Origin of the sequence: Zhenhengia yiwuensis (assembly GCF_014384995.1) — a bacterium.
Taxonomy (GTDB): domain Bacteria; phylum Bacillota; class Clostridia; order Lachnospirales; family Cellulosilyticaceae; genus Zhenhengia; species Zhenhengia yiwuensis.
Map to the genome: position 1 here is coordinate 18,494 of NZ_JACRSY010000009.1, position 19,401 is coordinate 37,894.

At 35.1% G+C, this 19,401-nt stretch carries 17 protein-coding genes; 16 read left to right on the forward strand and 1 reads right to left on the reverse strand.

All coding sequences use genetic code 11. The features are described 5' to 3' along the window. The 5 genes from H8718_RS06995 to H8718_RS07015 all read left to right on the forward strand — a co-directional run bounded on the left by H8718_RS06995 (nt 1) and on the right by H8718_RS07015 (nt 6,122). The gene (locus H8718_RS06995; RefSeq protein ID WP_249332400.1) at nt 1-831 is read left to right on the forward strand and encodes an urease accessory protein UreD; all 831 of its coding nucleotides are present in this window, start codon (nt 1-3) and stop codon (nt 829-831) included. 252 nt (nt 832-1,083) lie between these two features. Next, nucleotides 1,084-2,946, forward strand: a complete 1,863-nt coding sequence (locus H8718_RS07000) for an aryl-sulfate sulfotransferase (protein ID WP_249332401.1) — start codon at nt 1,084-1,086, stop codon at nt 2,944-2,946. A gap of 164 nt (nt 2,947-3,110) precedes the next feature. Beyond that, nucleotides 3,111-4,271, forward strand: a complete 1,161-nt coding sequence (locus H8718_RS07005) for an AI-2E family transporter (RefSeq protein ID WP_177669505.1) — start codon at nt 3,111-3,113, stop codon at nt 4,269-4,271. A gap of 241 nt (nt 4,272-4,512) precedes the next feature. Continuing rightward, on the forward strand, nt 4,513-5,415 hold the full coding sequence (gene pfkB / locus H8718_RS07010; protein ID WP_249332402.1) for a 1-phosphofructokinase: 903 nt from the start codon (nt 4,513-4,515) through the stop codon (nt 5,413-5,415). Between the two features lie 59 nt (nt 5,416-5,474). Continuing rightward, nucleotides 5,475-6,122, forward strand: a complete 648-nt coding sequence (locus H8718_RS07015) for a DUF1232 domain-containing protein (RefSeq protein WP_249332403.1) — start codon at nt 5,475-5,477, stop codon at nt 6,120-6,122. Nucleotides 6,123-6,165: 43 nt separating this feature from the next. Here H8718_RS07015 and H8718_RS07020 read toward each other — a convergent pair whose 3' ends face one another. Then, nucleotides 6,166-7,338 carry an SAM-dependent methyltransferase gene (locus H8718_RS07020; RefSeq protein WP_249332404.1) on the reverse strand — a complete coding sequence of 391 codons (1,173 nt, stop codon included), beginning with the start codon at nt 7,336-7,338 and terminating at the stop codon, nt 6,166-6,168. Nucleotides 7,339-7,485: 147 nt separating this feature from the next. Between H8718_RS07020 and H8718_RS07025 the strand changes: the two genes are divergently transcribed. From H8718_RS07025 to H8718_RS07075, 11 genes are all read left to right on the forward strand, one after another. After that, the gene (locus H8718_RS07025; protein WP_249332405.1) at nt 7,486-8,865 is read left to right on the forward strand and encodes an MATE family efflux transporter; all 1,380 of its coding nucleotides are present in this window, start codon (nt 7,486-7,488) and stop codon (nt 8,863-8,865) included. Next, a complete protein-coding gene (gene sfsA, locus H8718_RS07030) occupies nt 8,855-9,556 on the forward strand; it encodes a DNA/RNA nuclease SfsA (protein WP_249332406.1) in 702 nt (233 codons plus the stop codon). The genes H8718_RS07025 and sfsA overlap by 11 nt, the downstream gene beginning before the upstream one ends. 146 nt (nt 9,557-9,702) lie before the next feature. After that, nucleotides 9,703-10,395, forward strand: a complete 693-nt coding sequence (locus H8718_RS07035) for a response regulator transcription factor (RefSeq protein ID WP_177669516.1) — start codon at nt 9,703-9,705, stop codon at nt 10,393-10,395. Between the two features lies 1 nt (nt 10,396). Then, the gene (locus H8718_RS07040; protein ID WP_249332407.1) at nt 10,397-11,812 is read left to right on the forward strand and encodes a sensor histidine kinase; all 1,416 of its coding nucleotides are present in this window, start codon (nt 10,397-10,399) and stop codon (nt 11,810-11,812) included. A gap of 165 nt (nt 11,813-11,977) precedes the next feature. After that, nucleotides 11,978-12,964, forward strand: a complete 987-nt coding sequence (locus H8718_RS07045) for an ABC transporter ATP-binding protein (protein WP_177669519.1) — start codon at nt 11,978-11,980, stop codon at nt 12,962-12,964. After that, complete coding sequence (locus tag H8718_RS07050) at nt 12,948-13,652, forward strand: ABC transporter permease (protein ID WP_249332408.1); 705 nt, start codon at nt 12,948-12,950, stop codon at nt 13,650-13,652. Before H8718_RS07045 ends, H8718_RS07050 begins: the two co-directional genes overlap by 17 nt. Nucleotides 13,653-13,669: 17 nt before the next feature. Next, nucleotides 13,670-15,097, forward strand: a complete 1,428-nt coding sequence (locus H8718_RS07055; protein WP_249332409.1) for a GldG family protein — start codon at nt 13,670-13,672, stop codon at nt 15,095-15,097. A 5-nt stretch (nt 15,098-15,102) separates the two neighbouring features. Beyond that, on the forward strand, nt 15,103-16,566 hold the full coding sequence (locus H8718_RS07060; protein ID WP_249332410.1) for a DUF4340 domain-containing protein: 1,464 nt from the start codon (nt 15,103-15,105) through the stop codon (nt 16,564-16,566). A 186-nt stretch (nt 16,567-16,752) separates the two neighbouring features. Next, nucleotides 16,753-17,754: an ABC transporter ATP-binding protein gene (locus tag H8718_RS07065; protein WP_249332411.1), complete on the forward strand. Its 1,002-nt coding sequence runs from the start codon at nt 16,753-16,755 to the stop codon at nt 17,752-17,754. A 10-nt stretch (nt 17,755-17,764) separates the two neighbouring features. After that, a complete protein-coding gene (locus H8718_RS07070) occupies nt 17,765-18,556 on the forward strand; it encodes an ABC transporter permease (RefSeq protein WP_249332412.1) in 792 nt (263 codons plus the stop codon). A 1-nt stretch (nt 18,557) separates the two neighbouring features. Next, the gene (locus H8718_RS07075; RefSeq protein WP_249332413.1) at nt 18,558-19,358 is read left to right on the forward strand and encodes an ABC transporter permease; all 801 of its coding nucleotides are present in this window, start codon (nt 18,558-18,560) and stop codon (nt 19,356-19,358) included. The last annotated feature ends 43 nt before the right edge of the window (nt 19,359-19,401 follow it).

Sequence of the window (19,401 nt, forward strand, 5' to 3'; positions counted from 1 at the left end):
ATGAAAGAAGGATTAACAGGCTATTTAGAACTTGGTATGCAAAGCAAAAAGGGTTCTTATAGTGCCAAGACGCTTCTGCAAAAGGGTGCTTCTCGTATATCACCAGCAATGTATTTAGATACCAGCGATATTCCTTGTTATTTTATGTTAAGTTTAGGAGGAGGATTTGTAGCAGGCGATGTATACGAAAATAAGTTTACACTTGAAAAGGACGCAAAAGTCATCTTAACAACACAATCCCCTAATAAAATTTTTAAAAGTCCTAATCAAATACCAGCTATCCAAAAGACTTTTATTCATTTAGAAGAAGGTAGCCAGTTAGAGTATATTTCTGATAGTCTTATAGCTTATGAAGATGCTTATTATGTACAAGATACAAGAATTGATATGACAGAAAATGCAAGTCTTGTGTATATCGATGGCATTACTTCAGGATGGGCGCCTACAGGTGAAAAATTTAAGTATGAAGAAGTCAAGTTAAAAACCCATATTTATATGGATGGTCAGCCCGTTGTACTTGATTACCTAAAACTTACTCCTAAAAGTTCTACAATGCAGGCATTAGGAATGTTAGAGGAATATACACAGTTTGGAACTATGATGGTTATTGATTCTAGAATAACAGATAGTATGATAAAAGAAATGAGAATGTACATTGAGCAATTAGGTAAACCCGTAAGATACGGACTTTCAACACCACAATGTAATGGCTTTGTACTTCGTGTATTAGGTAACTTAACACAAGATATTGAAAAAGTAATAGAACGATGCCATGATTATATTCGAGAGCAACTCTATGATATTGAACCATTAAGATTAAGAAAATATTAATTAAGGAACATACAAAATGAAAGTACATATTAAAAAGAGGAATTGAATCTTATTAATATGTACTTTTTAATTATCCTATCTAATCGTTTAATAATATAATATTAAAGAGCGATACCATTAAGAGAGTTTTTTGGGTCTATATGAAAAGTAGGTACTTAAATTTCCAGTTTAATCCTAACATAGGTTAATTTCTTATTTGCTCAATAATGGTAAAATAAAGTTAATCATTTAACAAGCGAAGGAGAAATGGATATGTCAGTTACTTTTAAAAAATTTGATCATATTATTACAGAGCAATATGCGTTAGAACAAGCTTTTCTAACAGAATATAAAAATGGAAACCATACATTGAGTACACCATTTATTAAGCTTAATCCATATGGTATTGCACCTTTAACAGCACTTATTTTATTTAAAACAGAACAAGCTTTAGGGGTAAATGTACTTGTGAAAGGGAAAGAAAAAGCAGGAGATATAACTGCTACTTTTGAAAAAAATACAGAACATGTATTACCTATTTACGGCTTATATGCAGATTATAACAATGAAGTTGTGATTACTTTAGAAAATGGTGAAAGTCATACTGTTTACATTCAGACAGAAGCAGCACCAGAAAAAGTACTTCTACCAACTTACTTAGAAACAACACCAGGTTACTTAGGTGAAAATGTTATTTTTGTTAGCCCAACTTCTAAAGCAATGACAGCAGCTTATGACTATAAAGGGGAAGTACGCTGGTATGGAACATTAAACTTTGCCTTTGACTTAAAACGTATAAAAAATGGGCGTATCCTTCTTGGAACAAATCGCCTTGTAGCACCACCTTATCATACAACTGGTCTTTATGAAATGGGCATGATTGGTAAAATTTATAAAGAATACCGTCTTCCAAGTGGTTATCACCATGATGAATTTGAAATGGAAGATGGCAATCTTTTAGTTCTTACACAAGATCTTCCAACAGGCACAGTAGAAGATATGTGCGTTCTTATTGATAGAGAAACAGGTAAGATCTTAAAATCTTGGGACTATAAAAAAGTATTACCTCAAAATGTAGCCGGTTCAGGAAGCCAAGATGCACATGACTGGTTCCATAATAATGCAGTATGGTATGATAAAAAGACAAATTCTCTTACATTATCAGGTAGACACCAAGATGCTGTCATTAACTTAGACTATGAAACAGGTGATTTAAACTGGATTATTGGTGATCCAGAAGGATGGCCAGCTGAAATGGTAGAAAAATATTTCTTCACACCAGTAGGAGATGAATTTGACTGGCAATATGAACAACATGCTTGTGTTGTCCTTCCAGATGGCGATATTATGGTATTTGATAATGGTCACTTCCGTGCTAAATCAAAAGAAAACTATGTACCAGCAGATAAGAACTTCTCTCGTGGGGTAAGATTCCGTATTAATACAGAAGATATGACTATTAGACAAGTATGGCAATTTGGTAAAGAAAGAGGAAAAGACTTCTTCTCAACTTATATTTCTAACGTAGAATACTATGGTGAAGGCCATTACATGGTACATTCAGGTGGAGCAGGTACTTTAAGAGGGGAAACATGTAACGTACCTCCTGTTATGCATGAAGGTAAAGAAGAAGGCTTAGTGATGAATTCAATCACTATTGAAATTAAAGACGATGTGATTATGCATGAAATGCACTTACCAGGCAACTTCTACCGTGCAGAAAAACTTTCACTTTACTGTGAGGAAGATGTTTTAACATTTGGCAAAGGTGAGCTTCTTGGTTCATTAGGTGTTACAGAAGAAATGATGACGGAAGTACCAGCAGAAAACGGTGGTATGGTACCAGATACTTATAAAGTAAGAATTGGTGAAGAAGAAGACCGCATCATCTTAAAAGCAAGTTTTGAAAAAGGTCAACTTGTTATGATTATGCTTGAAGGTGAAGAAACTACACATCGTTATTTTGTACCAACAACAAAAAGACCATTCCTTGCAATGTGTGTAGGAACATTCCAGGAAACAGATGAAAGAGCTGTAGAGCATCCAATTAGTAAAGAAGGTCTTAAAGGTGACTTTAAAGTGACACTTCTTATTGATGATCAAAAGTATGAAACGGGTGTTAGTGTAACTTGTTAAGAAAAAGTAAAAGAGGCTATGCAAAGCATAATTTGCACAGCCTTTTTTTGTTGTAGTGAATAGTTTTATAAAAAAGGGGCTACACCTTAAAGAGAATGCTGTCAAAACATTGATAAATAGCATGAACGATAGTATAATGTTTACTTAAAAAGAGGAGGTTGAAAATGGAGATTAATAAAGACCAATTTAAGAAAATATTTTTAACTGCGGCAGCTATTATTTTATTTTACTGGGCGCTGCAAAATCATATAGAAGTAGCAGATTGGTTTAATCAAATCTTAGGACTTTTTGCACCTATTCTGCTAGGGCTTGCTATAGCCTTTATTATTAATATTCCTATGGCTGCTATAGAAAATAGACTTTTAAAAGCCGTACCTAATAGATTCAATAAGTTTAAGCGTCCTGTAAGCTTGGTTCTAGCTATGCTTCTTATGGTAGCAGTTGTAGTACTTGTTATGGTTATTATTATTCCAGAACTTGTACGTACTTTCTTGATTATTAAAGAAAGTATTCCAGGTTTTGTAACACAGGTACAAGATTTCTTAAATGATATCATTCAGTACTTCCCAGAGCTTCAAAGTGAAATGACCATTACGATTGACTGGGCAGAATGGGGCAAGAAACTTTTTGAATGGATTCAACGTGGTGCAACAGTTCTTGCAGGTTCTACTTTTAGTGTAATTTCAGCAACTTTTAGTGGGGTATTTACTTTTGTGCTAGGTCTTGTTTTAGCTATTTATGTATTACTTCAAAAAGAGAAGCTAGGCATGCAAGCTAAAAAAGTGATGTATGCTTATATTAAAGAGGATAGGGTAGAACATTTATTACGTGTACTCCATATAGCAAGTAGAGCATTTAGTAACTTTTTTACAGGGCAGTGCTTAGAGGCTATGATTTTAGGCGGAATGTTCTTTGTAACGATGTCTCTCTTTAATCTTCCTTATGAACTGATGATTTCAGTGACTATTGGGTTTACAGCACTTATTCCTATTTTTGGTGCTTTTTTAGGATGCTTTATAGGAGCCTTTTTAATCGTTGTAACCAATCCGGTTCAAGTTATTTGGTTTCTTATTTTATTCTTTGTGCTTCAGCAGTTAGAAGGTAACTTGATTTATCCTCGTGTTGTAGGAAGTTCAGTAGGCCTTCCAGGTATTTGGGTACTCATTGCTGTAACATTAGGTGGTAGTATGTTTGGTGTATTGGGTATGCTCATGATGGTACCGATGTGTTCAGTAGTCTATACTTTATTAGGTGAAAGCGTCAACAAGCGTATAAAGGATAGGAAAATTAGTAAGCATAAAATAACTAAAAAGTTTAACGTATAAAATACTGAAGCAAAGGTTAAGTTGAAACGATTAATAGATTGAAAAGATTGTTCTAATGATTTATCACAGAGAAGAAGATAGCCTTGTGGTGAGCGTATCAGTGACTTTTGAATTTAAAGAGCTTATTATTGATAAAAAACTATAAAAGAAGTGATAGTTTACTATCACTTCTTTTAAATTGCGCTTTAATGATAGACAACCTATAATAAAAAAGAAGAAATAGATAGAAAAGGTGAAGAAAATGATTTATACAATAACACTCAATCCTTCATTAGATTATGTTGTGAGGGTCAATGATTTTCAAGTTGGTGGGATGAACCGATGTAGTGAAGAGCAGATTTATGTAGGAGGGAAGGGAATTAATGTTTCTCTGATTTTACATCAGCTTGGTATAGAAAATGAAGCATTAGGTTTTGTAGCAGGGTTTACAGGTGGGGAGATTATACGTCTGTTAGATAAGGCACAGGTGAAACATAATTTTATTACGCTTAAAGAAGGTATGTCCCGTATTAATATGAAGTTAAAAAGTGGTGAAGAAACAGAGATTAATGGAAGGGGACCTTATTTAGAAGTAAAGGATCTTATAGAACTTGAGCAGCAACTAGAGTGTATGAAGGAAGGTGACTTCCTTATTCTAGCAGGGAGTATCCCTTCTACATTACCAAGTGATACTTATGAGCAGCTGGTTAAAAAATTCAGTAGCCGTGGTATAGCTTGTATTGTAGATGCTACAAAAGATCTACTGCTTAATGTATTACCTTATGGGCCATTTCTTATTAAGCCTAACCATCATGAACTTGGGGAGCTTTTTGACATGGAACTTAAAACACATGAAGAGGTTATTCCTTATGCTAAAAAGTTACAAGAAAAAGGTGCTCGTAATGTACTCGTTTCTATGGCAGGATTAGGCGCAGTACTTGTAACGGAAGATGGCACAGTTCTTACGCATGAAGGCATAGACGGTAAAGTCAAAAATTCGGTAGGAGCAGGAGACTCTATGGTGGCAGGCTTTATTGCTGGTTATAAGGTAAGTGGAGACTTTAAAGAAGCACTGAAAATGGGTATGGCTGCAGGAAGTGCCACAGCTTTTGAAGAGGATCTTGCAACAGGTGAGCAAATAAAAAGTTTATTTCATAAGCTCTAAGCATAAATCTTTAGTCCTTCTTATATATAAATAATAAGAGAGACTGAGGGGGAATGCAGATGTATGACCACCATGAAAATAAATTGGGAATGCTTATTAGGGAGAGAGTAAGAGAAAAAAATTGGTCTATGCGTAGGCTGAGTCAATATGTACAGATGGACCAGGCAACACTTTCAAGAATTGTGAATGGCAAGCAAAAGGCAGGACTTGTTCATATGCAGAAACTATCACAGGCATTAGATTTATCGATGCATACACTTATTGAAGCAGCAGGTTTTCAGATGAATTTAGAAGAGCGGGAGACAAGCAAAGCATCTGTATCAGATGAGTACCCAGATTTGATGGACTCTATTTTTAAGTTTTATGGACTAGAAAAAGACCCTTTATTAATAGATAAAATTAAGGCAGAACTTATTAAATATGAGCCATATGCTTTGACACATGAAGGAGAAGATCTCATTGATAGAAGGCTAGGAGATAAAATAGAGGCTTTAAGTGCAGAAGGTCTACTTATTGAAAGGCTGAAAGTCCTTTATAAGCATTTTAAAGAAGAGGCATTATCTAGGGAAGAAAAACAAATTATAGGGAGTGGGTTATTATACTTTGTCATTTCAACAGATATTATACCTGATTATATCTTCCCAATAGGTTATTTAGATGATGTGATTGCCATTCGGCTTCTGGAAGAAAGGCTAGCTAAGTTATAAGTAAAATAGGAAAGTATACCTACTTTAGTATACTTTCCTATTTTCATTTATAAAGAGATTCCCTTGTCATAGGAAGCGTGTTGTTAACGTCCTTAGAGAATAAGATTTGATGTAAGTCTACAATCCCATTATTAAAGCAGGCGGCACAGGAACATAAATACATACGCCACATACGGATAAACTTTTCATCAAACATAGTCTCAATCTCAGGGAGATGTGCTTCAAAGTTCTTATACCACTCAAGTAAGGTCTTTGTATAATGTCTACGTAAGCTTTCTACATCTAAAGTATAGAAATGATGGTTAGCTGAAAGGGTGATAATTTCTCTAAGGCTTGGGATAACCCCACCAGGGAAGATATACTTTTTAATCCAAGCATCTCCTGGAGATTCAGTTAGTCCGCTAATATAGTGAAGGAGGCACAAGCCTTCCTCCGTAAGTACGGCATCTACAGCTTTAAAGAAAGTAGGGTATTCCTTACGGCCTACATGCTCTAGCATACCGACACTTACGATACGGTCAAACTTAAGGCCGGAATCAATAAGATCACGGTAATCCATAAGCTTCACATCGAGCAAGTCCGTAAGGCCTTCAGCTTGGATACGTGACTTAAAAGCTGCATGCTGCTCAGTACTAAGGGTAATGCCAAGTCCTTTTACTTTGTAGCATTTGGCCGCTTCAATAAGAAGATTACCCCAGCCGCAACCAATGTCAAGAAGTGTCTGACCTTCTTCTAAGTAGAGTTTCTTAAGTATATGATGGATTTTATTCATTTGCGCTTCATAAAGGGTGTCTGTATCTTTTTTGAAATAAGCACAGGAATAACTCATGGTTTTATCTAGCCAAAGCTTATAGAAATCATTACCTAAGTCATAGTGAGAAGAAACTTGCTGCTTCTGGGTCTTGGCATGAGTAGAAGTATGAAAAATATGAGGTAGTAGATGAAAGTGTGTATGAAAATGTCTCTTATATTTTAAGATAGCATCAAGGGATTCATATAAATCTCCTTCAATGTCAAGGGCTTTATTCATATAAGCTTCACCAAAGGCTAAGGTATAGCTTTTGATAAATTCCATTGTATGAATAGGTTCATTGAGGATAATTTTGAACTGTGAGGGGGGCGTTCCTACTTCTATTTCCTCTCCATCCCAAAAGCGTAAAGTAAAATGGGTATCTTTAAACTTGGAGACAAGTTCTTTAATAGGTGTCTTTTGCATAATCAAACCTCCTTATAAGCAAGTATGACCATAAACTTCCTATTTAATGCTTAGACAAGAAAATTTTAAAGAAAGGTATTGAATAGTGTAGAGTGGGAAATGTATAATGAATAAAGTTTGATATTTTAAGAAAGAAAAGGAAGTAATATGGATAAAAGAATTGATTTAACACAAGGACACATGGTAGGAAAGCTCATTAAACTTGCGATTCCTATTATGGGAACGTCTTTTATACAAATGGCGTATAACATGACAGATATGATCTGGATTGGACGCGTTGGCAGTAGCGCTGTTGCTGCAGTTGGAACAGCAGGCTTCTTTACATGGCTTGCTATGGCCTTTATTATGATTTCAAAAGTTGGAGCAGAAATAAAAGTAGCTCAGAGTATAGGGGAGAAGGACCTAGAAGGGACTAAATCCTATATTTTAAGTGCCATTCAGATTAATGTTGTTTTAGCTGTGCTTTATGGCTTATTCCTAATTGCATTTTGTAATCCACTTATTGGTTTTTTCAATTTAGGCGATGGTGAGATTATAGGTATGTCTAAAACGTATCTTATTGTGATGGCACTGGGTATGATATTTTACTTTATCAATCCTGTTTTTACAGCCATTTTTAATGGGCTTGGAGATAGTAAAACACCATTTATTATGAATACAATAGGGCTTGTTTTTAATATGATTTTTGATCCACTTCTTATATTAGGATTTGGTCCTATTGCTCCAATGGGTGTATTAGGTGCGGCCCTAGCAACCGTAGCTGCTCAAATTATTGTAACAGTAGCTTTCATCATCGTTTTAATTAAAAGAAAAGAAAGCTACTTACGTATTAATTTATTTACAAAACCTAAATGGGACTCTATCAAAACTATTTGTATTATCGGCTTTCCTGGAGCTGTGCAAAGTGGACTCTTTACACTTTTCTCAATGGTGATTGGACGTATTATTGCTGTATTTGGCCCTGTACCAATTGCTGTACAGAAGGTAGGTTCTCAGATTGAAGCCATTTCATGGATGACGGCAGGAGGGCTTTCAACAGCACTTGGAACTTTCACAGGCCAAAACTATGGTGCTAAAAAGTATGACCGTATTGAAAAAGGGTTTGGCATTACAATGGGTATGGCGCTTATATTAGGTGTTTTTGCAACGGTACTTCTTATTGGATTTGGTAAACCGCTCTTTTCTATCTTCATTCCAGAAGCAGAGGCTATTGCAGGTGGAGAAGTTTATCTTAGAATTTTAGGTTACTCACAGCTCTTTATGTGTGTTGAGATTACGATCACAGGTCTTTTTAATGGGCTAGGAAGAACTTATATTCCTTCTATTGTGGGCATTCTATTAACAGGTGCACGTATTCCGATGGCTTATTTCTTATCACAGCCTGGGATTTTAGGTATTAACGGGGTATGGTGGAGTATTAGTATTAGTAGTATTTTAAAAGGTTTAGTGCTGGCGAGCATTTGGTTCTATCTTGTAAAACGTAAAAAGCTTTATAAAGAAGGTGCGGTGATGGCAGATGCAGTATAAAAATAGCATTCAAGCTACTTTTATAGAAAGGCCTAATCGCTTTATTGCTTACTGTGAGGTAGAAGGCGAGCGGGTGAAGGTGCATGTTAAAAATACAGGACGTTGTAAGGAATTGCTTGTACCTGGCTGTATGGTCTATTTAGAACATGACCCAAATCCAAACCGTAAAACAGCATATTCTCTCATTACAGTACAAAAAGGTGAGAGGCTTATAAATATGGATTCTCAAGTACCTAATAAAGTATTTTATGAAGCCATTCAAGAAAAAAGTGTGACTTTGCCAGGTCTACTAGGAGATGTAACGCTTCTTAAACCTGAAAAGACTTATAAAAACTCTCGATTTGATGCGTACATTGAAACGAAGCAAGAAAAAGCTTTTGTAGAAGTCAAAGGGGTTACCCTTGAAGATGAAGGTATTGTACGATTCCCTGATGCGCCAAGCGAGAGAGCTGTTAAACACATTTATGAACTCATAGAAGCTATGGAAGAAGGATATAGGGCTTATCTTATCTTTATCATTCAAATGAAAGGTGTTAAGTATTTTACACCAAATCGTGTAACACATGAGGCTTTTGCCAAAGCAGTAGAGCATGCTGCGGCAAAAGGTGTTCATATCCTTGCTTACGACTGCAAGGTGACAGAAGAATCGATTAAAATAGGAGAAGACGTGAAAGTCATCCTTCAACCTTAGAGGGCTATTGCATAAGCAATAGCCTTTTCTTATAACCCATCCTTTTTGCATAATAGTACATAATTTAGCCACAGAATTTACAAAGTTTTGTCACAATCAGTTGGTATAATAAGGCAAGATCATAGAGATGAGAGGGGCACTATAGAATGCTAAAGAGAATCTACATAGCAGATGATGAAGCGAATATATGTAAGCTCATTCAATCTTTTTTAGAGAAAGAAGGATTTGAGGTCAAATGTTTTGGAAATGGAGTAGACCTTTTAAATCGTTTTAGAATAGATCCGGCAGATTTACTTATTTTAGATATTATGATGCCAGGAATAGATGGTTTAAGTTTGTGTGCCATGATTAGGCAAGAAAGTAGTGTACCTATTATTATTGTTTCAGCCAAAGATAGTGAGATTGATAGGGTAACAGGCATTACCATAGGAAGTGATGATTATCTCGTTAAACCCTTCTCTCCCCTAGAACTGGTGGCGAGGGTTAAGGCACTTTTTAGAAGAAATGAGCTTTTGCTGGGACAAAGTCATGTGGAAAGTGAAGTCCTTACCTATCACACACTTATACTTAATATGAAAATGCGAACTTTAATTATTAATGAGCGAGCTGTAACACTTACACCAATGGAGTTTGACTTCCTAGCTTTTTTGGTGAAAAACCAAGACCGTGCGGTCAGCAAAGTGGAACTTTTAAAAGAACTGTGGCAGGTAGACTTTGAAACAGATACAAGAGCAACAGATGATGTGGTAAAAAGACTACGTAAGAAATTAAAGGAGCACGGTAGCATTTCTATAGAAACGGTATGGGGGTTTGGTTATAGAATAGGCCAGGAGGTATAAAATGAAACTCAGTATACGAAAAAGTATTTTTTTACCTGTTGTTATTATTTTACTTTCCATTCCTATTTTGACTTATATTGTGTTTAATAAGACTTCTTCAATCTTTATGGAAAAGCAAGCTAGGTATGATTTAATGATGCTCTTAAAAACAATAGAGCCTTTTGTAGATCATACTTTTGGGAAATATATGAAATATCCGCCTAGAACAAAAGAAGAGCAGCTCATCTTCAAGCAGCTTCAAGCAGCAACTTTTTTTGATGAGATTAAACCTATTTTACAAAATGGACTTAATGAGACAAGAGTTATTCTATTAGATAAAAATGAAGAGCTTATTTATCCTATGGGGGGACATTTTGAAGAGGGTGCAAAGGCAATTTATGAGTACTGCATGGCAAATCCAGAAATCTTTAGAGAGAGTGGTAGCATTCATAAACGGACCATTGAGGATAAACACTATTTGATTGGAAGTATTCATAAGACTAATAATCCTAAGGCAAATGTGCAGTATATAATAGGCTATAGTATTGTGCCTAATACAGATAAATTTTTAAGTAGACTCTCTACGCTTGTCTTTGGTATAACAGGGATTATTGCGGTCATTATTTTACCATTTATATGGAATCTAGCAAATCGTATTTCAAATCCTATTAAGAATCTATGTAATCAGGCTAAAGCTATTGGAGAAAGTAATTTTACACAGAATCAAGAAGTAAGTAATTTGCAAGAGATTAAGGATTTAAATACCGCTATGAATGAGATGGCTATGCGTCTTGAAAGTTATGATAGAGGGCAGAAAGTATTCTTTGAAAATGTATCTCATGAGCTAAGAACACCTCTTATGTCTATAAGAGGCTATGCAGAAGGTATTGAGTGTGGTGTATTTGAAGAGACAACTTATCCAGCGGCGGTCATTATAAAAGAAAGTGATAAACTTGCTACTTTAGTTAATCAGCTCCTGACACTATCTCGTATTGATAATGCGAAGCAGCGTATAGAGCTTCAGCCTATTGAAGTAACGGACTTTTTAAAAGGGCGTATAGAAGTCTTTAGACCTTTGGCAGAGCAAAAAGGGATTCTATTTAGATTGCAAGCAAAAAGGACACGTATTGTGGCAGATGAATACTTACTTGAAAGTGTTATTGATAATCTGTTTTCTAACTGTTTAAGATATGCCACATCCTCTATTTTGGTACAAGTTACTTCGGATGGCTTTATCATTGAGGATGATGGCAAAGGATTTGATACGGAAGACCTTCTTCATCTCTTTGAAAGGTTTTATAAAGGTCAGGGAGGGCAGACAGGGCTAGGACTTGCTATTGTGAAATCAAGTATCGAATATATGGGAGGACATATAGAAGCGCATAATGCTAAGGGACAGGGCGCTATCTTTAAACTTCATTTTCCAAGAGGCTACTAGAGGCTGATACAGTATGTATCAGTCTCTTTTGCTATATCTCCAAAAGGGTTACCTTCCTATAAGCTGCCACATTTTTGCCACAAAGTTGCCACCGGAATGCTCTAGGATAAGTTTAGATAAAAATGTAACATAGTCCTATAGTGCAGATTTAAAGGAGGTTATAAGATGCTTGAAGTGGTAGAAGTATCTAAGAAGTACGGTAATAAGCTGGCGGTAGATCGCATTAGCTTTACTGTAGGCAGTGGTGAAGTTGTAGGATTCCTAGGAACCAATGGTGCTGGTAAGTCCACCACTATGAATATGATTACAGGATACCTTTCCTGTAGCGAAGGGAAAATTACAGTAGATGGTCATGACATTTTAACAGATCCGGAAAAGGTAAAAAAACAAATAGGGTATTTGCCAGAAATTCCACCTCTTTATCAGGACCTGACAGTATGGGAAAGTTTATGCTTTACTTATGACTTAAAAAAAGTGAAATTAAATAAGAAGGAACATCTAAATGAGATTTGTGAACTCGTACAAATTACAGATGTAAAAAATAAACTTGTACATAACCTTTCTAAAGGGTATAAGCAAAGAGTAGGATTAGCTAATGCACTTATTGGTAATCCACCCCTTTTGATTTTGGATGAACCTACAGTAGGCCTTGACCCCAAACAAATTATAGAGATTAGAAAGCTTATTCATGAACTAGCGAAGACAAGAACGGTTATTTTATCTTCTCATATTCTTCAGGAGATAGAGGCTGTATGTGACCGTATCATTATTATTAATCAGGGCAAGATTGTGGCAGATGATACACCTATAAAGCTGATAGAAACGCAGCAGATGGAAAAATGTATTACATTGCAAGCTCAGGGTAAACCAACCCAAATCGTAAGCTTACTCAAAACGATTCCAAATGTAGAAGATGTAACTTACAAAATGACAACCCAGCAAGATGTGTATGAATATTACTTAGAGACAAAAGGGGTAGATGTACGTGCTACTTTATCCTTTGTGCTGGTCCAGAATCACATACCGCTTTTGGAACTAAGATCTAACCAGCCTACTTTAGAAGATGTATTTATGAAATATACAACAAAGAGTTACGATGCCTATACATTAGATGAAGAAGAAGGGGGAGAGGAAGATGTTTGCGATTTATAAGCGTGACATGCGTTCTTATTTTGTAACGCCTATAGGCTATGTGTTTCTAGCTATCTTTTATGCTATAGCAGGGTATTATTTTTTTGGCTATCAGCTTTATGGAGGTAATGCGGATTTTAGTTATTTATTTGATGCACTTTTTAGTATGGTCATTTTCTTATCACCGCTTTTAACTATGAAAATGTTTAGTGAGGAAAAGAGACATAAGACAGATCAAGGACTGATGACAGCGCCTGTTAGTCTTACGGGTATAGTAGCAGGCAAATATTTAGCAGCTCTTAGTATTTTTATGTTAGCCCTTGCTATTACCCTTTTATATTTAGGTATCGTAGCAGTGAAAGCACCTGTAGAGTTAGCTGTATTTTTGGGGCACTTTATAGGGATGTTTTTACTAGGCGGAGCCCTTTGTGCTATAGGGATGTTTGTATCTGTTTTAACGGAGAGTCAAGTTATTGCAGCCGTTGGGACTATTGGATTTGGTATATTCTTTACTATGGTTGACTCAGTAGGTGTGATGTTAGGTACGCCACTCATAGAAAAAGTTTGCAATTATTTATCTTTCTATACACATTATCAAGATTTTACAACAGGTCTTTTAAATATAGCGGATGTCATATTCTTTGTCTCTATTGCAGCTCTCTTTATCTTCTTGACTGTTAGAGTACTAGATAAAAGACGTTGGAGTTAAGGAAGGGATGTGAGGAAATGAAAAAGAAGTTAACTGTACAGAAAAAAACAGGGATTATGAGTACGGCAATTACTTTGATTGTGGTGTTATGCCTTATTGTTGTCAATGTTATTGCCTCTGCCTTTACAGAAAAATATCCAGTGAAAATAGATTTAACCTCTAATAAGGCCTTTGAGCTATCTGAAGACTCTATTAAATACATAAGTGATTTAGATAAAGACATTACGATTACTGTTATGAATACACGAGATAGCTTTGCTAGAGGTGGTGAATACTATGAGCAGGCTATAACTGTTGTAGAGCAGTATGCTAAGTATAACGATAATATTACGTTAGAATTCATAGATTTAATGGCTAATCCAACATATGCTTCTGAGCATGCTGATTTAAGTATTAGTGTTAATGATATTTTAGTAGCATGTGGTGAAAATACACAGAAGCTAACAGCTTACGACCTTTTCAACATTCAACAGTCTTGGTATGGTGGTAGCATTACGTCTTCTAATGCTGAACAAGCTATGACAGGTGCTATTATGAATGTGACAAGTGAAGAGAAAACAAAAGTAACCTTTTTAACAGGACACGAAGAAAATGAAAATATAAATTTAGAAGATCTACTTGAGAAAAATAACTTTGAAGTAAATAGTATCATGCTTCAGGCTGAGGCTATCCCAGAAGACACAGAGATTTTGATTGCTATTGCACCACTTAGAGATTATACAGAAGAAGATATAGAAAAATTGGATAGCTTTATGATGGAAGCATCTGAAAAAAATAAAACCATGCTATACTTTGCGTCTGCGGAGCAACCAGAGCTTCCTGTATTAGAGGGATGGCTTGAAAAATGGGGCTTATCTGTACCACGCGTTATGGTAGCAGAAACAGACCAAGATAGAGTAATTAGTAATAATGCTTACTTTGGTATTGCAGATATAGATGATTTTCTTGTTACAGAGCATATGACCAATACAGATATTCCACTTACTATGCCATTTGCTCGTCCAGTAGAGATGTTATTTACAAGTAATATGGGCTATAACACAGGAAGCCTTCTTGCTTACTCTGAATCTGCAGGGATTATTGATGAAGATGTTAATTCCGTAGAGGATATTGTTCAGGAAGGGCCAATTAGTGTTGCAGCTAAATCTACTTATAATCAAGATGGCGTAAATGCTATGCTATGTGTATTTGGTTCTGATATGATTTTAAACGAGCAGTTTTTAAATAGCAGTTCACTTGCTAACATGGAATACTTCTTATCTTTCTTTAATACAGTAGCAGATCGTGAAAATGTATTTTCTATTGCACCAAAAGTTTTAGGAGGGGGTTCTTTTACTTTAACGCAGGGGCAAGTACTCTTATATACAGTAATGCTTGTTATTGTACTTCCAATTGCTGTACTTGCAGTAGGTATTACTATTTGGATTAAACGAAGAAGGAGTTAGATGCCATGAGTAAACAGACTAAGACTTTAATAGGCTGTACGCTTCTTTTAGTCCTTCTACTAGGAGGAGCAGCCTTTGCACTCACATGGGAAGGCGTACCAGAAGAAGAGACTGCAGCAAGTGAGAGCATAGAGCTTATAAAAGAGGAAAAGAATCAAGTAAGTAAAATAAAACTTGAGACAGATACGGAGCAGATAGAACTTATTAATCAAGGTGAAGAAGAAGGTTTTAGTGTAACAGGTCTAGAAAATATGCCCCTTTCTACTAGTGCTGTAAATATCATTGTTGAGGCATGTATCAATCTTGAAGCGAGTCAGGAAATCAAAACAGAAGAGGCTTTAGATTTAGCTCTATATGGATTAGAATCACCTGCTATTAAAGTTCAAATGGATATGCAAGATGGAAAAGCGTACCAGGTAGCTATAGGAAGTGAAGCACCATCTTATCAAGGGCAGTATGTTCTTTTTAATGATAAAGTGTACTTGATTAGTACAAGTGTTGCTATGAGCTTTGACCAAACACTCTATGATTTTGTGGAAACGCAAATTCTGCCTACCAAATCAAGTGATGTACATATTGAAGAATTGGTATTAAAAAATACAGGAAGACCTGAAATAAAACTTACTTATGTACCAGAAGAAACAATTGTTACAGAAAAAGAACCTGAAGAGGGAGAAAATGTAGACGCAGCCCCTGAAGATACTGCACAGAATGGAGAAGCTGATGCTGCATCAGTAGATACATCAGAGTCTAAAGAAACAGAAGTAGAGGAGGAAGTGATTCCAGCTTATTATAAAATGACAGCACCGTATGCAAAGGATCTTACAACTTATGATGTAACTTCTTGGGCAGATGGCCTATTTAGTATCTATGCTACAGCTGTTGAAGGGATTCGTGTAGATGAGCAGAAAATGAAAGATTATGGATTTGATGCTCCTCTTTCTGTTCTTGAAATAAAGCTTTCAGATGGGCAAAATTATAGATTAACCGTTACAAGACAAAATGACACTTATTATATGATGAGAGAAGGGACGCCGATTATTTATAATGTTAACCAAAGTGATTTAAGCTGGCTCGATATTACACCTATAACACTGACACGCAATATGTTTGAAAATAGAACAAGTGATGATATAGCAAGTATTAGCGTTACAACGGAGTCAGAGACATTAAATCTTATACCAGATGGAAAAGAACTTACAAGTGAAGAGCTTAAAGAAGTAGGCAATATGATTATAGCTTTCACACCAACTAAAGTAGAGCCGGTAGAAAGTTTTAATTTGCAGACGGTAGCTACCATTACGTTAAGTTATAAAGATGGAAAAACAGATAGATTAGAACTGATTCCAACTGGAAGTGGAGAGCTTTATATGGTACTTAATGGTGTATGTGAATACACAACGAATGAATGGAGTTTTACATCACTCCTTGAAAAATGTAAGAGTGTATATGAAGAAGTAGAAGAATAAATGGAGTAAAAAAGTCAGCCTTTAAAGGTTGACTTTTTTGCATATAAATAGGTAAAAATCAATATATTTTGCTAAAACTAAAAAAAGTTATGTTTTATGTATTTGGAATATTTAGTATAATAAAATTACATTTAATTTATTATAAGGTTTAAATATACCAGAAACAAAAGATAGGGGAGGGGTAAGATGAGTTTAATCGAAGTACAGGCATTAAGTAAAAGCTATAGGAATACGATTAAAGAGCCAGGGGTAAAAGGTGCTTTTAAACATTTAATACATCCTAAATATGAGGATAAAGTGGCTGTATCACATGTTAGTTTTACAGTGGAAAGAGGGGAGAAAGTGGCTTATATTGGCTCTAATGGAGCAGGTAAATCTACTACAATAAAAATGCTGACGGGTATACTATTACCAACATCAGGTAAAATTTCAGTAAATGGTCTAGATCCGCATAAAAATCGCATAGAGAATACTAAAAATATTGGTGTTGTATTTGGGCAGAGAACACAGCTTTGGTGGGATATTCCTATTATAGAGTCTTTTAAGTTACTAAAAGATATTTATGAAATTCCAGGACCTATGTATAAGAAAAATTTAGAGATATTTTGTGATATATTAGGGATGGAGCAGTTTATCCATCAACCCGCTAGAAAGCTATCTTTAGGCCAGAGGATGCGTGCCGATATAGCCGCTTCACTTTTACATAATCCACCTATTCTTTATTTAGATGAGCCAACTATAGGACTCGATGTAGCTGTCAAGGAGAAGGTGCATGAATTTTTAAATTATATTAATAAGGAGAAGAAGACAACCATTTTATTAACAAGCCATGATTTAGCAGATATAGAAAAAATATGTGATAGAATAATCATCATTGATCAAGGTACAGTGATTTATGATGATACCATTCAAAAGATTAAAGGTGAACTGATTTCAGAAAGAAAAATAAATGCCCTTATAGAGGATACAGGAAATGTCTTAGAAGAGAAACTGAAAAATTTACCTGTAACCGTTATAAGAGAAGATACTAATAAGGTAAGTATTTTATTTAGTCAAAATGAAATAGCAGCGGTTACCATACTTGAAAATATGCTTCAGATAACGGGTATTCAAGACTTTTCAATAGAAGAGCCAGGCCTTGAGCAGCTTATTAAAAAAGTCTATAATGGTACCTTTTTAATAAGCTAGGAGGTGAATAATGAAAAAGTATATCTCTCTTTTTAAATGTGCAGTACAAGAAACTATGATTTATAGATGGAACTTTTTCTTTGGTATTCTCTCGAAGTTTGCTGTAACAATTGTTATGTTTTATATTTGGAGAATTATGTTTAAATCTAATCAGATCATAGCAGGATATACATGGGAGAGTATGAAGGTTTATTTATTCGTTTCTTTCTTATGTACGTCTACTATTTCATGGAATGCAGAAATGAGCATGTCAAAAAAAGTTATTCAAGGTAATATTATTGCTGATTTAATTAAACCTGTTAATCTCAGGACAGTCACTTTAGTACAAGCTATAGGAAATAGTTTTTTTAGTAATTTATGTGCAATAGGCATTATGTTTTATTGTGCTATATTTATTTTTAAGGTATCTTTGCCAACAGATTTTCAAATATGGATTTCGTTTCTTATAAGTATAGGGTTATCTTTTTTGCTTAATTTTATCTTAAGTTATATCTTTTCTTTATTTAGTTTTTGGACTTCAAATGCTTACGGTATAGCAACGGCTAGGTCTACTATTTCTAACTTTTTTTCAGGTGCGTTAGTCCCATTTGAACTCTTTCCACCCCTATTAGCAAGAATTGCTTTTCTACTACCTTTTAAGGGAATTGTATATATACCCACTTCTATTTTTATAGGAACTTTAAGTGGAAGTGAGATCTATCATGCACTTATGGGACAGACAATATGGCTGATGGTATTGTGGGGAATAAGTAACCTATTATGGAAGCAGGCTGTTCAACAAGTTACCATTAATGGAGGTTAATATGACGACTATCAATAAGTTTATAAGTCTTTATATAAAACTTATGATTCAACAACTAAAATGTATGATGGCATATAAAATGGATTTTCTCATTATGCTAGCTTTTACATTTTTTACACAGATTTCAGGCTTATTTTTTATTTATCTTATCTTTTCAAAAATCCCTTATATAGATGGATGGAATATGTGGGAAGTCATTTTTATGTACGGAATGATTTATTTTACAGAAGGTGTAATAAATTTTTTGTTTGAAGGAACTTGGTTGTTAGGCCAATATATCCATTCAGGTAATTTAGACCGCTATATTTTAAGACCACTTCCTATAGGGATGCAGGTTTTAGCAACTAAAATTAACCTAGATGGTTTTGGAAAGATTCTCATTAGTGCCTGTATGATGGCAAAAGCTTTAAGTATGCTAGAAGTGAATTGGAACCTCGCTAAGGTAGGGATGTTTATACTTTTTATACTATCGGCAAGTATTATTCGCGTTTGTTTGAACTTATCAGCTAATTGCACTTGCTTCTGGCTCAAGAGTGGTAACACATCTTTTGCGCATCTGATTCACACTTTTTCTGAGTTTGGTAAGTATCCTCTGACAATTTTTCAGACAGGTATTCAGTTTGTACTTATTTTTATCATTCCTTATGCCTTTATTAGTTTTTTTCCCACTTTGTATATTTTAGATAGAGGGGAGTATGCTGTTATAGGTTTATTAACACCTGTAGTAGCACTGATTACCATATGCATTACGTTTGTTATTTTTAAACTGGGACTCAGAGTATATGACAGCCCAGGCAATTAATACAAGAGTGTATTGAGTATGGTGATTTCTTTCTATAGGACCA

Coding starts and splice junctions, on each gene's coding strand:
- H8718_RS06995 (WP_249332400.1), top strand. CDS start 1: ATGAAAGAAGGATTAACAGGCTATTTAGAACTTGGTATGCAAAGCAAA.
- H8718_RS07000 (WP_249332401.1), top strand. CDS start 1,084: ATGTCAGTTACTTTTAAAAAATTTGATCATATTATTACAGAGCAATAT.
- H8718_RS07005 (WP_177669505.1), top strand. CDS start 3,111: ATGGAGATTAATAAAGACCAATTTAAGAAAATATTTTTAACTGCGGCA.
- pfkB (WP_249332402.1), top strand. CDS start 4,513: ATGATTTATACAATAACACTCAATCCTTCATTAGATTATGTTGTGAGG.
- H8718_RS07015 (WP_249332403.1), top strand. CDS start 5,475: ATGTATGACCACCATGAAAATAAATTGGGAATGCTTATTAGGGAGAGA.
- H8718_RS07020 (WP_249332404.1), bottom strand. CDS start 7,338: ATGCAAAAGACACCTATTAAAGAACTTGTCTCCAAGTTTAAAGATACC.
- H8718_RS07025 (WP_249332405.1), top strand. CDS start 7,486: ATGGATAAAAGAATTGATTTAACACAAGGACACATGGTAGGAAAGCTC.
- sfsA (WP_249332406.1), top strand. CDS start 8,855: ATGCAGTATAAAAATAGCATTCAAGCTACTTTTATAGAAAGGCCTAAT.
- H8718_RS07035 (WP_177669516.1), top strand. CDS start 9,703: ATGCTAAAGAGAATCTACATAGCAGATGATGAAGCGAATATATGTAAG.
- H8718_RS07040 (WP_249332407.1), top strand. CDS start 10,397: ATGAAACTCAGTATACGAAAAAGTATTTTTTTACCTGTTGTTATTATT.
- H8718_RS07045 (WP_177669519.1), top strand. CDS start 11,978: ATGCTTGAAGTGGTAGAAGTATCTAAGAAGTACGGTAATAAGCTGGCG.
- H8718_RS07050 (WP_249332408.1), top strand. CDS start 12,948: ATGTTTGCGATTTATAAGCGTGACATGCGTTCTTATTTTGTAACGCCT.
- H8718_RS07055 (WP_249332409.1), top strand. CDS start 13,670: ATGAAAAAGAAGTTAACTGTACAGAAAAAAACAGGGATTATGAGTACG.
- H8718_RS07060 (WP_249332410.1), top strand. CDS start 15,103: ATGAGTAAACAGACTAAGACTTTAATAGGCTGTACGCTTCTTTTAGTC.
- H8718_RS07065 (WP_249332411.1), top strand. CDS start 16,753: ATGAGTTTAATCGAAGTACAGGCATTAAGTAAAAGCTATAGGAATACG.
- H8718_RS07070 (WP_249332412.1), top strand. CDS start 17,765: ATGAAAAAGTATATCTCTCTTTTTAAATGTGCAGTACAAGAAACTATG.
- H8718_RS07075 (WP_249332413.1), top strand. CDS start 18,558: ATGACGACTATCAATAAGTTTATAAGTCTTTATATAAAACTTATGATT.